General features: G+C 63.0%; 14 protein-coding genes. 6 read left to right on the top strand and 8 right to left on the bottom strand.

Annotated features, from left to right (window positions below; genetic code table 11):
- Positions 1 to 60: 60 nt before the first annotated feature.
- Both HF916_RS25300 and HF916_RS25295 read left to right on the top strand, forming a co-directional pair.
- Complete coding sequence (locus HF916_RS25300) at positions 61 to 708, top strand: phasin family protein (RefSeq protein ID WP_240975492.1); 648 nt, start codon at positions 61 to 63, stop codon at positions 706 to 708.
- A gap of 487 nt (positions 709 to 1,195) precedes the next feature.
- Positions 1,196 to 1,483 (top strand): hypothetical protein, encoded by a 288-nt coding sequence (locus HF916_RS25295; RefSeq protein ID WP_168791499.1) that lies wholly within the window; start codon positions 1,196 to 1,198, stop codon positions 1,481 to 1,483.
- 79 nt (positions 1,484 to 1,562) lie between these two features.
- Here the strand turns inward: HF916_RS25295 and hmpA are convergent, their stop codons facing one another.
- Positions 1,563 to 2,744: an NO-inducible flavohemoprotein gene (gene hmpA, locus HF916_RS25290; RefSeq protein WP_168791498.1), complete on the bottom strand. Its 1,182-nt coding sequence runs from the start codon at positions 2,742 to 2,744 to the stop codon at positions 1,563 to 1,565.
- Positions 2,745 to 2,856: 112 nt separating this feature from the next.
- Between hmpA and norR the strand changes: the two genes are divergently transcribed.
- Positions 2,857 to 4,452, top strand: a complete 1,596-nt coding sequence (gene norR, locus HF916_RS25285) for a nitric oxide reductase transcriptional regulator NorR (RefSeq protein ID WP_168791497.1) — start codon at positions 2,857 to 2,859, stop codon at positions 4,450 to 4,452.
- A gap of 75 nt (positions 4,453 to 4,527) precedes the next feature.
- Here norR and HF916_RS25280 read toward each other — a convergent pair whose 3' ends face one another.
- The 6 genes from HF916_RS25280 to HF916_RS25255 all read right to left on the bottom strand — a co-directional run bounded on the left by HF916_RS25280 (position 4,528) and on the right by HF916_RS25255 (position 9,801).
- Positions 4,528 to 5,211 carry a glutathione S-transferase family protein gene (locus HF916_RS25280; protein WP_206001855.1) on the bottom strand — a complete coding sequence of 228 codons (684 nt, stop codon included), beginning with the start codon at positions 5,209 to 5,211 and terminating at the stop codon, positions 4,528 to 4,530.
- A gap of 206 nt (positions 5,212 to 5,417) precedes the next feature.
- Positions 5,418 to 5,561, bottom strand: a complete 144-nt coding sequence (locus tag HF916_RS25275) for a hypothetical protein (protein ID WP_168791496.1) — start codon at positions 5,559 to 5,561, stop codon at positions 5,418 to 5,420.
- Between the two features lie 53 nt (positions 5,562 to 5,614).
- Positions 5,615 to 5,911: a hypothetical protein gene (locus HF916_RS25270; protein WP_168791495.1), complete on the bottom strand. Its 297-nt coding sequence runs from the start codon at positions 5,909 to 5,911 to the stop codon at positions 5,615 to 5,617.
- Between the two features lie 207 nt (positions 5,912 to 6,118).
- The gene (locus tag HF916_RS25265; protein ID WP_168791494.1) at positions 6,119 to 7,771 is read right to left on the bottom strand and encodes an FAD-dependent oxidoreductase; all 1,653 of its coding nucleotides are present in this window, start codon (positions 7,769 to 7,771) and stop codon (positions 6,119 to 6,121) included.
- Between the two features lie 255 nt (positions 7,772 to 8,026).
- Positions 8,027 to 8,650: a hypothetical protein gene (locus HF916_RS25260; protein WP_240975491.1), complete on the bottom strand. Its 624-nt coding sequence runs from the start codon at positions 8,648 to 8,650 to the stop codon at positions 8,027 to 8,029.
- Between the two features lie 146 nt (positions 8,651 to 8,796).
- Positions 8,797 to 9,801 carry an aliphatic sulfonate ABC transporter substrate-binding protein gene (locus HF916_RS25255; RefSeq protein WP_168791492.1) on the bottom strand — a complete coding sequence of 335 codons (1,005 nt, stop codon included), beginning with the start codon at positions 9,799 to 9,801 and terminating at the stop codon, positions 8,797 to 8,799.
- Between the two features lie 271 nt (positions 9,802 to 10,072).
- Between HF916_RS25255 and HF916_RS25250 the strand changes: the two genes are divergently transcribed.
- The 3 genes from HF916_RS25250 to HF916_RS25240 all read left to right on the top strand — a co-directional run bounded on the left by HF916_RS25250 (position 10,073) and on the right by HF916_RS25240 (position 14,149).
- A complete protein-coding gene (locus HF916_RS25250) occupies positions 10,073 to 11,068 on the top strand; it encodes an ABC transporter substrate-binding protein (protein ID WP_168791491.1) in 996 nt (331 codons plus the stop codon).
- Positions 11,069 to 11,287: 219 nt separating this feature from the next.
- Positions 11,288 to 12,349, top strand: a complete 1,062-nt coding sequence (locus tag HF916_RS25245) for an ABC transporter substrate-binding protein (protein WP_206001854.1) — start codon at positions 11,288 to 11,290, stop codon at positions 12,347 to 12,349.
- Positions 12,350 to 12,469: 120 nt separating this feature from the next.
- Complete coding sequence (locus HF916_RS25240; RefSeq protein WP_168792145.1) at positions 12,470 to 14,149, top strand: GMC family oxidoreductase; 1,680 nt, start codon at positions 12,470 to 12,472, stop codon at positions 14,147 to 14,149.
- An 82-nt stretch (positions 14,150 to 14,231) separates the two neighbouring features.
- On the opposite strand, the gene HF916_RS25235 is transcribed toward HF916_RS25240, so the two are convergent.
- Entirely contained in the window at positions 14,232 to 15,659 is a 1,428-nt protein-coding gene (locus tag HF916_RS25235) for an aldehyde dehydrogenase family protein (protein WP_168791490.1), read from the bottom strand.
- Between the last annotated feature and the right edge of the window lie 7 nt (positions 15,660 to 15,666).

The following is a 15,666-nucleotide window of genomic DNA, read 5'->3' as shown; positions in this document are numbered from 1 at the left end:
TAATTACTTACAAAACAGTACGCCAAGTGCCGATTTAACAAAGTTAGAATGTTTCATCTAATGCTGCATCGCAGAACGATTGGAGCGGGTTGGCGCAATTCGGTGTCAACAGTCTGCTTGCGTCCCGCTGGTTTCGCATACCTCTTGTCTGAGCAATGTGAACGTTTATGGAAGGAGTCCAGAGTGTATTTTTCGACGCCAGAGCAATTCATCTCCATGCAAAGTGCCAATGTTGCCGTCGCGTTTTCGTTGACGCAGCAAACATTCCAGTATTTTGAAGAGCTGGCTAAGTTGAACCTGCAAGCAGCCAGGGCCACGCTCGCGGAGAGCGAGCAGGCATGGCAGATGGCGATGTCGGGTAAGACGCCGGTCGAATTGTTTGTTCATCAGGCCAGCAACGCGAAGCCCGTCGCGGAGAAAGTACTGTCTTATAACAGTCACGTGCTTGAAATCGCCAATGCGGCACAGGCCGAGTTTCTGAAGATTGTCGAAGACCGGTTCGCACAGTCCAACACGAAAATGCAGACGGTGTTCGACGACTTCGCGCGCAATGCGCCCGCAGGTTCCGAACTCGCGGTCACCGCGTTCAAGTCGGCGGTTTCCAGCGCGGGCGCTGCTTACGACGCGATGCGCAAAGCCACCGCGCAAGCGATTGCCGTGGCGCAGGCCAGTCAGTTGACGGTGCCTGCCCCGGCGCGGGCCAAATAAAGCCAATCAGCCAACAGCAATGCTCACGCAGCCTGGCGCAAATGCGCCAGGGCTGTTGTTTCGCTTTCCTCCAAGCAGGACGGATCGGCCGATTCGGAAACGAAATGGGTATCGCATTGCTTGCCAACTCGTTCGAAGGGCGATCCGAAGGCGCTTGATAAAGTTAGCCGGGAATGTAATGGGAAGTCACGCTTCTTATAAGAACGATCTTTCGCACATTGAAACGATAGTCACAACGCTTGAGCGATTTACTTCAAAAGGTGATTCGATGGCTTGCACGTCGCTGATCAACGAGCCGGGTTATTGGCGTCAACGGATCGAGACGATACTGAATCAGCGCGAGATATCGAAGATCGATCGCGAGCATGCTGACGCTTTGCTCAGGCGCTTGAGCGGAATCATCAAGATGCCTTAATAAGGTGGGAGAATCGGGCAAACATCTGAAAGCCGCGAGCAACGCGGCTCAGTCAATATAAAAGGGTACGACATGACCAGTGAATCTTCTGAGAGCGGTTTGCAGGTACTGACGTCGCAAACTTCGGGCCGTCATCGACTCGTGGTGCGCGCGGCGCTTCACGGTATGCGCATTGCCGCAATCTGGCAGGTGCTATTTCCATTCTCCCGCAACGTCGAGACAGTCGCTGTAACGACGCTTCCGGGCAGCGGCTTTGAAGAGGTCACGATTGCGCTGGCTCAAGCGCAACGCGAGTTGGTGGATGCCATGATCGCGCGCTTCAAGAGCATGTCCTGGGTGACGAGCGCAACGCTCTGCTAAAGGCGTGACTTCAACGCGACCGATAGTTGCATGCAAATAGCCGGCTCCGGCTATTTGCACGTTCACCGCAACCCGCGCTTTATTCGAGTGCGGAAGCCGGACCAAAAAATTCATAACGGCTTTGCGACTCCGGCACGCCGATCGCCTTCAGGTGCTTCTTGACGGCCTTCATGAACGCGATCGGTCCGAGGAAATAGACGTCGACGTCACGTGTCCTGGGCAGCCACGCGTCGAGGTGCTTTTCGTCCAGATAGCCGATGCCGTGCGCGTCGGCATCTTCCGTACGGCGCTGCTCATAGCAATAGAAACGCTTCAATTTCGGATGACGCGCGGCCAACTGGTCGATCGCGTCGCGGAACGCATGCACGCCGCCGTGACGCGCCGAGTGAATGAAGTGCACCGGGCGATCGGTCTTCAGCGCGGCTTGCAGCATTGCCAGCGTGGGCGTGATGCCCACGCCGCCGCTGATCAGCACCAGCGGCTTGTCGCTGTCTTCGAGCTTGAAATCCCCAGCCGGCGCGAACAGCTCCACCGAGTCGTTTTCATTGACGCGCGTGTGCAGATGGTTCGACACCTTGCCATTCGGCTCGCGCTTCACGCTGATCCGGTATTCCTGGCCGTTCGACATGGCCGAGAGCGAATAATTGCGCCGCACTTCCTCGCCGTCGATAATGAGCCGTACGCCGATGTATTGCCCCGGATGAAACGCGAGCAACTCGCCGTTGTCGTCGGGGCGCAGATAGAACGACGTGATCTCGTCGCTTTCCCGCACTTTACGGGCGACGCGAAAGAGCCGCGTGCCGCGCCAGCCGCCCGGCGCCGCTTCGCGCTCGGCGTACATTTTCTCTTCGAGGCCGCTCAACAGATCGGCGAGTTGCTGATAGGCGGCGGCCCACGCTTCGATGACCGCATCGGTTGCGATCTCCGCGCCGAGCACTTCGCGGATGGATCTGAGCAGGCACTGTCCAACGATCGGATAATGCTCCGGCAGGATATTCAGCGCGACGTGCTTGTTGATGATCTGCGAGACCAGTCCGCCCAGTTGTTCGAGTTGGTCGATGTGACGTGCATACATCAGCACGCCGTTGGCCAGCGCGCGTTGCTGCGCGCCGCTCGCCTGATTGGCGAGGTTGAACATGGGGCGCACTTCGGGATGTTCGCTGATCAGCATGTCGTAGAAGTGCGTGGTCAGCGCCTCGCCTCCGCTTTCGAGAAGAGGAACGGTGGCTTTGACGATGGCGCGGTGTTCGGCGGAAAGCATAGGAAGTCCTGGTTGTTGGTGGATCTCCAGTCGGGCTCCGACTGATGCGCTTATCTATCCATGTTTCGTGCCAGGTATAAAATGCAATTAAATCAACGATCTGAAATTAATGATGGTCAATTCGACCTTAGTCGAAAAGACTCCTGATGGAGTCAATCTGACTGCAGAAGCGCTTCTCGACGTCCTGACGCCGCTGATCCTCGATCTCTCGCGCGATCTGTCCGACCGGGAACGCTACCGCCGTCTGCTGAGCAGCCTGCGCGCGCTGTTTCCGGGCGACGCGGCCGCTCTATTGCGTCTGGAGGGCGACACGCTGGTGCCGCTCGCCATCGACGGATTGAGCAGCGATACGCTGGGGCGGCGTTTTCGTGTCGGCGACCACCCGCGCTTCGAGCAGCTGTTGTCGCGGCCGGAGCCGACCCGCTTCGCGGCCGACTCCGATTTGCCGGATCCCTACGACGGCCTCGTGCAAGGCGTGGCCGGGCATCTCGAAGTCCACGATTGCCTCGGTTGTCCGCTGTTCGTGCGTGGCCGCCCGTGGGGGTTGCTCACGCTCGATGCGCTCGACCCGGCGCGCTTCGACAGCATCGACATGGCGTCGCTGCGGGCGTTTCTAGGCCTGGCCGCCGCCACGGTGAGCGTCGTCGAGCGAATCGATACGCTGGCGCGCAGCAGCGAGGAAGAGCGGGCGCGCGCGGAAGCCTACCGGCAGGCGAGCAGCCAGAGCCGGCGTGAGATGGTCGGCAGCAGCGAGGCGCACACGCATCTGATGAAGGAAATCGAAGTCGTCGCCGGTAGCGATCTGACGGTGCTGATCACCGGCGAGACCGGCGTCGGCAAGGAACTCGTGGCCGACGCGATTCACGCGCTCTCGTCGCGGGCGAATAAGCCGCTGATCAGTCTGAACTGCGCCGCGCTGCCGGATACGCTCGTCGAGAGCGAACTGTTCGGGCACGTGCGGGGCGCGTTCTCCGGTGCGTCGTCGGACCGGCGCGGCAAATTCGAGCTGGCCGACGGCGGCACGATTTTTCTCGATGAAGTGGGAGAGTTGCCGCTGCTCGTGCAGGCCAAGCTGTTGCGGGTTTTGCAGAACGGCCAGTTGCAGCGCATCGGCTCGGACCACGAACACAAGGTCGACGTGCGGCTGATCGCCGCAACCAATCGCGATCTGGCTGAAGAGGTTCGTACAGGGCGGTTCCGCGCGGACTTCTACCATCGGCTCAGCGTCTATCCGCTACGCGTGCCGCCGTTGCGCGAGCGCGGCCGCGATGTGTTGCTGCTGGCGGGGTTTTTCCTCGAAGAGAATCGCTCGCGGCTCGGTCTATTGAGCCTGCGTCTCGCGACGGATGCGCAAGCCATGCTGCTGCGTTATCCGTGGCCGGGGAACGTGCGTGAACTGGAGCACCTGATCGGCCGAAGCGCGCTCAAGGCGCTGGCCGCGAATCGCGAGCGTCGTCGGATTCTGACGTTGACGGCCGCGGACTTTGCGCTGGCGGCCGCACCGGAAGAAGACGGAGCCCAGAAGACGCAGGCCGAAACAACTGAGACCGGATCGAAGGACTTTCGCAGCGCGGTCACCGAGTTCGAGCGAAACACCGTTGTCGACGCGTTGGCGCGCCACAATCAGAATTGGGCGGCTGTCGCGCGCGAGCTGGGTCTTGATCGGGCGAATCTGAACCGGCTGGCTAAACGGCTCGGCCTTAAGTGATTTTGTAACGCGCTTAACCGCGCGAACCGCTGCACGATGGCAGCGGTTCGCGCGGCATGTCCGACCGGAAAGCGCTTAAGCGGTCACGCCTTCGTTTTGCGGAAATAGCGCGCGACGAGTCTCTTCGTCGAACTCGGCTTTCAGCGTCAGCTTGTCTTTCAAAGCCTGTGCACGCGCCGCGGCCGGACGCGCGGAGATCTCATCCACGACGCGTTTCACGTTCGGATACGCGCTCAGACCCGCTTCGCCGAGAATGTAGCCGGCGAAGTCGGCCCAGCCCCACAGGGCGATATCGGCGATCGAATAAGCATCGCCGGCCAGATACTTCGACGTCGCGAGGTGCTCGTCCAGCACGCGATAGTGGCGTTCCACTTCCTTCAGATAGCGATTGCGCGCATAGGGCAGCGGCGTCGGCGCGTGATGCAGAAAGTGCACCGCCTGGCCGGAGAACGGCGACAGTCCGGTCGCGACGAACATCAGCCACGACAAGGCCTGGGCGCGTTCGGCAGCCGACGCCGGCAGGAACCGTTCGTGTTTCGCCGCGAGGTGCAGCAGGATGGCGTGCGAATCGAACACGGTCACACCGTCGTCGGTAATCGCGGGGACTTTTGCGTTCGGGTTGATCCGCAGAAACTCGGGGCGATGTTGCTCGCCCTTGAACGTGTCGACCGCGATCAGTTCGAACGGGGTCTGCAGTTCTTCGAGCATCAACGCGACTTTCATCGGGTTCGGCGACGGGTGGAAGTAAAACTTCAGCATGACGATCTCCATGGAATAAAGGGCAAGGCACATGACGGCCGGGCGGCACAGCGCCGCTCGGACTCATGTTGCGGTGGCTGCCGGGTCGTTGCGACCTGTGGTGATGATGGGCTGCCGGGCCGCTTTTGCCGTACGACTATTCCGATGAGAACGTTCGAAGGATTCGCACGTGTTCTCACGTACGAACCGAGATCGCCTGCTTGCCGTTACTCCGCGATCGAAAAGCGCGCCGGGCGCTTTTGCGGTGCCTTGGTCGGACGCTCCACGCGCGAGGTGGCGCCGTGAATGAAGAGGATTGCGCAAAAGGCCACCATGGCCCAGATGCAGAAAATTACCGTCAGAGCGCTCATGTCAGTTTTCAGATAGTGAGACTGTGATTGGTGCTGTTCGGCCGGCGGGCCGGTCAATGCGTCGTATGCGGGCCGCTGTCGTCGAACAAAAGCTCGTCGATCAGGCGCGTGGCCAGTTGCAGTTGCTGTTCGAGCGACGCGCGCGCTGCCTCCGCGCCCGCCGCGTCGCCGCGCGCAACGGCGTCGTAAGTCTGCGTCGCGAGGCACAGCACGCTCTCCGACGCGAGGTGCAACCCGCGCATCGTTCCGGCGTCGGCGTCGGCGCCCGGCACCGGGCTGGTCCATTCAGGCGTCGAAGCAGCTGGCAGGCCGATTTCGAACTCGTTATCTTTATCGTGGCGGGTAGACATCGCGGGCTCCTTGCGCAATTGGCACAAACTCAGTGTGCGCTGGCGGGTCAGGTTTCAATCGGGCGAATAGAAGCCTGTTTTTTAGTCAATCTTCGGTGATCGGAAAGTCGACGTATTCCGCTGAAGAATAGGCGTTCGCGGCGCCGCCGTCCAGCGGTCGGCGCGCTTTTGCGAGCGGGCAAAAAAGCCTCGCGGCGTGATCCGGCCCTAGCGGGCGTCCTGCTGCAGGTATTTGTGGGCGAACGCGATTGCCATGCTGCCCTCGCCGACCGCGGAAGCAACGCGTTTGACCGGACTCAGGCGCACGTCGCCGCAGGCAAACACGCCGGGCACGCTCGATTCGAGCAGATACGGATCCCGGTCATGAGACCAGCGTCCGGCCTTGACGACGTCGTCGCCGGTGAGCACGTAGCCGCGCGCGTCGCGTGCGATTTCTTCGGGTAACCACCCGGTCTCCGCGTCGGCGCCAATGAACACGAACAATGCCCCACAGTCGTGCCGGCGCACTGCCTCGCTCGACGCATCGCGCACGTCGATCGCCGTCAGATGGGTATCGCCGTACGCGCCCACGACTTCCGCTCGCAGTCGCACCGCGACGTTCGACTTGCCGCGCAACTGCTCGACCAGATAGCGCGACATGCTCTTCTCGAGCGAATCGCCGCGCAGAACGAGCGTCACCCTGCGTGCATGATTCGCAAAGTACAACGCGGCTTGGCCGGCCGAATTGCCGCCGCCGATCAGATACACGTCGAGGCCATGCGTCGCGTTCGCTTCGCTGCGCGCCGCGCCGTAGTAAATACCCTTACCGATAAACCGGTCGAAGCCTTCAATCGACAGACGCCGCCACGTGACGCCCGTCGCCAGAATAATGGTGCGCGTCCGGATGATGTCGCCACCGTCGAGGTCAACGCTACGCGCCTGCACATCGATCCGGCCGACTGACCGTGTCACCAGAATCTCCGCGCCGAGCCGCCTTGCCTGCTGCAGTGCGCGGCTTGCGAGTTCGTCCCCGGAGACGCCGTTGGGAAAGCCCAGATAGTTCTCGATACGCGAAGAGGTGCCGGCTTGGCCGCCGGGCGCTTCGCGCTCCAGCACGATGGTACGCAAGCCTTCCGATGCGCCGTACACCGCCGCAGCAAGACCGGCCGGGCCGCCGCCGATGATCATCGTGTCGTATTCGGCGAGGCGAGGCCGCGTTTGCAGACCGAGCAGTCCGGCAAGCTCACGGGTCTCGGGCCGGTTCAGCACCGTGCCGTCGACCAGTCGCAGCGACGGACACTCTTCCTCTGCTGGACAGGTTCCGGGCCAACGCCGGGGCAGTTCGGGCGCGTCCGGCGTCATCCAGTCGTAGCTGATCTGGTTGCGCGCGAGGAAATGCCGCAGCGCCGTACAGGCGTCGTCCCAGCGGCTTCCGACCATGGTGACGCGGGCCTTGGGCGGTTCAGCGGAAAGCCCCTGCAAACCGCCGATGCGTTCGCGCGCGAGGGCGCCCATCTTGAGCGCCACATCCGGCGATGTGGCCGCCAGTTCGTAATAACGCTGAGCGTCCACGCGCATGACGCGGGACGGCTCCGCCGCGCGGTACGCGCCAGGAAACGGCGAACTCAGCGCAAGCGGCACTTCGCCGAAGATCGTGCCGGGCAGACGCCAGCCTAGCGTGCGCTCGATACCGTCGAACGTCTTGACGACTTCCATCTTGCCAGCGAGAACGACATACAGTGCGCGTTCGCCGCCTTCATGAACGGCGAACTCGCCTGCGGACAGATGGAGGTCCGCCGACGTGTGCGCGAGATGGTCGAGTTCGTCATCGGAGAGGGTTGCGAATAGCGGGACTGACCGGATGTCGTCGATTGTCAGCATGGCTGCGTCCAGACAGGCAGGTGGAAGAAGGGCGGTCTGCGGGAGTCCGAACCAGTATAGGACGTTCGCCCGGCGACTTCATGCTCCGGGTCTGCGACGAAGTGCACGCGGCATCACGCCCGGACCTTCGGCGATGGGGTCGATTGCGCGAGTTGCGGTGTTTGAGATGCACGCGACAGCCATGCAGCCGTGTAGTTGAGAAGATTGCCTGTTGATCGAAGGCAAGCAGCCATTCAATTAGTTCGGACTGCAACGTTACTGCGTGCCACTCGGCGCCGGTGCCTGCGAAGCCGGACCGACCCGTACGGATTCCCTCACCAGTTCCTGCGTCATCGCGGCGGCGACGGGGTTCGAACCGCGGTGGTCCTGACTGGCCGGCGCGGCCTGCGTCGACGGTGGGATCGGCAACGACGGATCGGGTTTGGAAGATTCCCTGACAAGCTGTTCCGTCATGGCCGCCGCGACGGCATTCGAACCATGCCGGGTCAAATCGCCTCGCGCGCGTTCAATCGGCTGCGCGGTGTTCGCCTTCGCCGCGACGGACTCGCGCGCCTCCGCCGATGCGGGCGCGCGGCCCGGCTGTTTGTGTCGCGATGCTTGTGGCTGCGTGCCGTTGGCGACCGGACCCGATTTAGACGACAGCGGTGCGCCCGCGATCTCGCCCGTGCTGTTCGCGGACGGCGAAGTAGGAACCACGTTGCCCGCGGTCACATGCGTGCCGTCCACGCGCGGACCAACCGGCGCCGTCGTGACGGAGTTGGCCGTTACCGCGTCCGGCGCCATCGCAGAGCGGTTGCTTTTAGGGAGAAGCTGGTAAGCGATGAATCCCACGTCCACCAGAACCAGCGCGATTATCAACGCCTTGCCTGTATTCGTCATATCCAACACCGAGTCGTTCGAGTGAGGTGATCGAATCATGATAATCGACCGCCAAAAAACATTTTGCGCGGCGTTTTGCAATGCGATTTATTCGGTTTTCTCCACTCGTTTTGACACCGTTTTGACACCCCTCGTCAGCTGGTCCATCAGCTACCCGCCGGCTCTCCGCGCTTCGTTCCGAAATCCCAGCGCTGTGCCTGCGCGGTCTCGACTTTGGCGGGTAACAATCCGGCCTGAAAGAACGTATCTGCGATCTTTTGCTGCTCGCCGAAATTCTGTGCAAGAACGGGGCGTACGACATAACTACGGCGCGCATTCGCACGTTCGATCGTGGCGGCGTCGAGCCCCCAGATCGGCGCGAGCGTCTGGGCCGCGTCCTGAGGATGCGCGCGCAGCCACTCGCCGGCTTGCGTCAACTGATCGAACACGATCTGGATGACCTCGGGGTGCGCCTCCGCGAAGCGATTCGACGCGAGGTAATAGCGCTGATACGACGCGAGTCCCTTGCCGTCCGCGAGAATGCGCACGTCGGCGTCGCGGTCGACGGATGCCACGTACGGATCCCACGTGATCCACGCATCGACGCTGCCGCGCTCGAAGGCCGCGCGGCCGTCGGCCGGCGTGAGGTAGCTGATGCGCACATCCGCCGGCGTGAGACCTGCCTTGATGAGCGCCGCGAGCAGCAGATAGTGACTGCCGGCGGCCTTGGTCACGGCAATGCGCTTGCCCTTGAGATCGGCGAGCGTATGGAGCGCACTGTCCTGTTTGACGATGATCGCCTGGGCGCCCGGCGACGGCGCTTCCTGCGCGACATAAACGAAGCGCGCGTGCGCGGCTTGCGCGAAGATCGGCACGGTGTCCGCGACGTCCGCGCTGAAATCGATGGCCTCGACATTGAGCGCTTCGGTCAAGGGCAAGCCGCTCGAAAACTCATTCCACGACACGCGCACGCCCAATGGCGCCAAGGCCTTGTCGAGTGACCCGCGCGCCTTGAGCAGCGTGATCAACGTCGACGACTTCTGATAGCCGATCCGCAGCGCGATCGGCTGGCCGTTCGCGGCCGATGTTTGCGCGTAACCGCGCGCCGCGAGCGTGGTAAGCGAGGAAGCCAGCGCGACGCGAATAAACGCTCGTCTGTTGATCAGCGCCATGAACATAGTCCTTGAGTCGAGTCTGAAGGGAAGGCCAATCGACCATCCTAGCAACGAGCCCGCACGGCGCGAACTGACGGTTTCAGCTAACCATCGAACGCCAGTGCATAAGCGCATGCGTGCATTGAAAACCTGGAGAAAACGAGGCAAAACGCGTGGGGCATTAAATGCAAATGATAAATATTGATTCGATATAAACATATCGAAAGAGAATAATTCCCAGGGGCCGTCTTCGTCGCTACGCTTGCGGGCATATCGTCAGAGAGGACATATGGCCGGTTCCATTCCTACTTCGTTTTCTGCACGGCGGCGCGCACTTAAACTCCTGGGCGCCGTGCCGGCGTTCGCCGCAGCGGGCACATTCAATTCGCTCGGCGTAAAGGCTGCCGAACTCGCGTCGGTCACGCTCGTGCTCGGCGATCAGGCAGGCGGCACACGTGCGTTGGCCGAAGCGGCCAAGGTGCTCGACGGCGCGCCGTACGCGTTTCGCTGGGCCAATTTCCAGGGCGCGGCGCCGCTCTTCGAAGCGCAGCGCGCGGGCGCCGTCGATCTCGCGCCGGCCGGCGATTTGCCGGTGCTTGCCGCGGCCGTCGGCGACCCGACGTTAAAGATTGTCGCGACGCGAGTCGGCTCCGGCGAGCAACTCGGCATTCTGGTCGCACAGGACTCGAAGATTCGCACGGTCGCGGATCTGAAAGGACGCACGGTGTTCGTTTCGTCGGCGCGGGGCAGTATTTCGCAGTTCCAGCTCTACGGCGCGTTGGCCGAAGCCGGTCTCTCGAAAGATGACGTCAACGTCCGTTTCATTCTGCCCGTCGATGCGTTTGCCGCGTTCGCGTCCGGTTCGATCGACGTGTGGGCCACGTTCGATCCGTACTACGGCATCGCCGTGCAGCGCGGCGCGCGCATTCTGCGCGACGGCACCGGCATCAATAGCGGACTCGGTTTCATTACGGCCTCGGGCGCGGCCCTCGCGGAACCGCGCAAGCGCGCGGCGATTGCCGACGTGCTGTTGCGCTTCCAGCGCGCAGGCGATTGGGCGCTCGCGAATCCCGACGCCTACGCGCAGATCTACGCAACGCTGACGCGTTCGCCGCTCGATGCCGCGAAGCGCATCACGCAGCGCGCGTCGCTGAAACAGCACTTTGTCAACGAGGCGGATATCAGCGCGCTGCAGAAGGTCGCCGACAGCGCCAACCGCGACGCGATTCTGCCGCGCCGCATCGACGTGCGCGCGATTTCCGATACTCACATCGCGAAGGTGTGACGCGCCGCCGCCGATAACCTGGCATAAGCTGGCGGCGCGTGCCTCGCGCTTACGCGCCGGGCGTTTTCGCGGCATATTGGGGTTTTGCCGGGGCATAACGTGACGTCATGGGCACTCAAACAATTCGGGCGTTGTCGCGGATAAATAGACTCACTATATTGGGCTCAACGATGCATGACATCGACGATATGTTCGCTCAACCGTCCCGAGGACCCCGTCGTGATCAAGAAGCCCATGTTGCGCCCGCTTGCCGCTGTTCTGATCCTCGGCGTCGCGAATCTCGCGCCCGCGTGTTTGACGCCCGCGTTTGCCGCCGCCGGCAAGATTACCTTCGTCTCGCAAGGCGGGACCTATCAGGAAGCGCAGACCAAGGCGATCCTCGACCCGGCTGCGAAGCAGCTCAACATCACGGTGAACCAGGACAGCATTCCGGACGCGTGGCCGCAGATCAAAGCCCAGGCCGCGACCGGCAAGCCGATCTGGGACGTGGTCGACACGCCGACGTCCAACTGTCTGCGCGGCGGCAAAGAAGGCCTGCTGGAAAAGCTCGACTTCTCGAAGATTCCGAATGCGGCCGCCATGCCGGAGAAATACCGCACACCGTACTCGGTCGCTTACGAGTTCTATTCGACGGTGATTGGCTACAACAAGAAGTCGTTGAAGAAAGTGCCGCAGAGCTGGGCCGATTTCTGGAACGTGAAAGCGTTCCCCGGCACGCGCGCATTGCGCAACGATCCGCAGACCGTGCTCGAAGCCGCGCTGCTCGCCGACGGCGTGCCGCGCGACAAACTCTATCCGCTCGACGTCGATCGCGCGTTTAAAAAGCTGCAGCAGATCAAGCCGGACGTGACCGTCTGGTGGACCTCGGGCGGTCAGTCTGCGCAATTGCTGCACGATGGCGAAGTCGATATGACAATGATCTGGAACGGCCGTGCAAGCGCGGTGCGCAAGGACAATCCCGATGTCGACTTCACCTTCAACGACGGCATTTTGCAGAACACGCAACTGTGCGTGCTGAAAAACGCGCCGAACCTGCCTGAAGCGATCAAGTTCGTCAACGCGGCGGTCTCGCCGGAATTGCAGGCCAACTTGCCGCTTTATATCGACTACGGTCCGGGCAATCCGGCGGCATTCAAGACGGGCAAGATCGACGCGAAACGCGCGAGCGAATTGCCGAGTTCGCCGGAGAATGCATCGAAGCAGGCGTTGATGTCGGAGGAATGGTGGGCGTCGGACGCCGGCGTCCAGGCGAAGGCGCGCTGGCTCAAGTTCATGCAGTAAGCGGCACCATCTTGCGCGCGCGAGTCGAGGCCGTTGAACGCCAACGCTCCGAATCCCGCGCGCAACGCTCAGCGCTTCTCGCGCGTCCCGCACGGCTTATCGTCTGCGCATTCATCGAACGTGATCGACTATCTGATTCTCGGCGGCGGCTCGGCCGGCTGCGTGCTCGCCGCGCGCCTGTCGGAAGACGCCGGCAAGACCGTCTGCCTCGTCGAGGCCGGCCGCAATATCTCGCGAACGGATATGCCTGTGGCAGTGCGCAGCCGCTATCCCGGTCGCGCCTATCTCGACACCGCGAACCTCTGGCAGCGCCTGAAGGCACGCATGAGCGCCTCGGCCGCGACGCGTCGCTATGAACAGGCGCGCCTGCTCGGCGGCGGTTCGGCGATCAATGCGCTGATGGCGAATCGCGGCGCGCCGGCCGATTACGACGAATGGCACGCGCTCGGCGCGCACGGCTGGAACTGGAGCGCCTGCCTGCCATACTTCCGCAAGCTCGAAACCGATTGCGACTTCGACGGCGCGTTGCATGGCAAGAGCGGGCCGATTCGCATCCAGCGCGCGCCGTGGGCGCGTGTCTCGCCATTCGTGCGCGCGGTGCTCGCCACACTCGACGCACGCGGCCACACGCGGCGTGACGACCAGAACGGCGAGTGGCAGGACGGCACGTTCATCGGATCGATCGCGGTGAGCGCAGCGGGCGAACGCATTCCGACCTCGGTCTGCTATCTCGACGACACCGTGCGCGCTCGCCCGAATCTCACGATCCGCACGCACACGTTCGTCGAGCGCGTGCTGTTCGACGGCAAGCTCGCCATTGGCGCGCGGGTCGTCGGCCAGGACGGCGCGAGCGAAGCATTGCGCGCCAAACATGTGATCATTTGCTCGGGCGCGATTCACAGTCCGGCGCTGCTGATGCGAAGCGGCATCGGCCCGGCGGCCGAACTCGCCGCGCTCGGCATCGAGGTGGTGGCGGATCGAGGCGGGGTCGGCGGCAATCTGATGGAGCATCCGTCCATTGCCGTGTCGGCGGTCCTGCCGCGCGCGTCCCGCACGTTATATCCCGACGAGCATCACGAGCAGGCGATCGTGCGCTTCTCGTCGGGCGTGAGCGGGGCAGTGCCCGGCGACATGCACGGTGCCATCCTGTCGCGCTCGGGTTGGCATTCGGTCGGCCACCGGCTCGGCACGATCTTCTTCTGGGTGAACAAGTCGTACTCGCGTGGCCGCGTGAGTCTCGCGTCGGCTGATCCGCACGACGAACCCACCGTCGCCTTCAATATGCTCTCCGACTCGCGCGATCTGGAGCGGCTGAAGCTCGCGCTGCGCTTCGGCGCCCGCACACTCGCCGATCCGATGATGGCGGAGCACCGCGCCACGCTGCTGCCTTCGAGCTATTCGCCGCGCGTCGCGAGCGTGGCCGTGCCGGGCGCGTGGAACGCGTTGCAGCGCGGGATGCTGAGCACGTTGTTGGACGTTGCCGGACCGTTGCGCGCGTGGCTGGTGCGGAGCGTGATCACGCAAGGCGTGACGCTAAACGAATTGCTCGCCGACGATCGCGCGTTGACGCGGTTCGTGACGCGTTCAGTGGGCGGCACCTGGCATCCGTCCGGAACTTGCCGCATGGGCGCCGCCGACGATGCGCTCGCCGTCTGCGACGCGCGCGGCGCGGTGTATGGCGTCAGCGGACTTTACGTGTGCGATGCGTCGCTGATGCCGTCGATACCGTGCGCGAACACAAATGTGCCGACCATCATGATCGCGGAGCGGATTGCGGATATGTTGCGCGGGCGCGCGTGAATGCGATGCGGGGCCGCCGCGTTGCAACGCGGCGGCCCCGCAAGTATCAAGCGATGAGTGGTGCAACCAGCTTGCGGCATGCTCAGTCGCCGAATCCAACAATACCCTTCACTTCAAGAAACGCCTCGAGTCCCCATTCGGCGTATTCGCGTCCATTGCCCGACTGCTTGTAACCGCCGAACGGCGAGCCCGCATCCCACGACGGATAGTTCAGATACACGCTGCCTGCACGAAGCCTGAACGCCACGCGCCGAGCGCGTTCCAGATCAGCCGATTGAACATAAGCCGCGAGCCCGAAGGGACTGTCGTTCGCGATCGCAATCGCTTCTTCCTCATCGCGATACGGCATGATCGCGAGCACCGGGCCGAAGATCTCTTCGCGCGCGATCGTCATGGAAGGGCGCACGTCCGCGAAGACCGTCGGTTGCACGTAATAGCCGCGTTCCAGACCCGGCGGACGCCCGAGACCGCCGGTCACGAGTTGCGCGCCTTCGTCGATGCCCGCCGCAATCAGCCGCTCCACACGCTCGAACTGCACGCTGCTGACCACTGGACCCATGGTCGTGCGCTCGTGATCGGCGGGGCCGACGCGTTGCGCCTGCGCCGCGCGTCGCGCGATCGCTACCGCTTCGTCATGGCGCGCCGAGGGCACGAGCATGCGAGTCGGCGCATTGCACGACTGGCCGCTGTTGTTGAAGCACGAGTTGACGCCGGCCGTGACAGCCGCTTCGAAATCGACGTCGTCCAGCAGAATGTTCGCGGACTTGCCGCCCAGTTCCTGATGCACGCGCTTGACGGTCGGCGCCGCGAGCTTCGCAATCTCGACGCCCGCGCGTGTCGAACCGGTGAACGACACCATATCGACATCGGGATGCGCCGCGAGCGCCGCGCCGACGGTCGGCCCGTCGCCGTTGACGAGATTGAAGACGCCCGGCGGCACGCCTGCCGCGTCGAGTATCTCCGCGAACAGCAAGGCGTTGAGCGGCGTGACTTCGCTGGGCTTGAGCACCATCGTGCAACCGGCCGCAATGGCGGGTGCGGCCTTGCAGACGATCTGATTGATCGGCCAGTTCCACGGCGTGATGAGCGCGACCACGCCGACCGGTTCGTGATTGACCAGCGTCGTACCCTTCCTGCGCTGCCACGTGAATGTTTCGCACGTGCGAATCAGTTCTTCGAGATGCCGCCGTCCGATGCCCGCTTGCCACGCATGCGCCATCGCGCGCGGTGCGCCGAGTTCGCGCGAGATGGTGTCGCCCATCTCGTCGTGACGTTCGAGAAACACCTCGAGAATGCGGCGGATCAATGCGAGGCGTTCGGCCGGCGTGGTCTGCGAGAACGACGTGAACGCGCGTTTCGCGGCGGCTACCGCGCGATCGGCGTCGGCGGGCGTTCCCATCGCGACTTCGGCGATTGCTTCCTCGGTGCTGGGATCGACGACGGCACGGCGTGCGTCGGTGGACGGCTCGACCCACGCGCCTTCGATATAGAACTTCAGTGCATTGGTCATCTATTGG

Source organism: Paraburkholderia aromaticivorans, assembly GCF_012689525.1.
GTDB lineage: Bacteria > Pseudomonadota > Gammaproteobacteria > Burkholderiales > Burkholderiaceae > Paraburkholderia > Paraburkholderia aromaticivorans_A.
The sequence above is the reverse complement of the archived record's forward strand: the minus strand, read 5'-3'. Positions and strand labels throughout refer to the sequence as shown.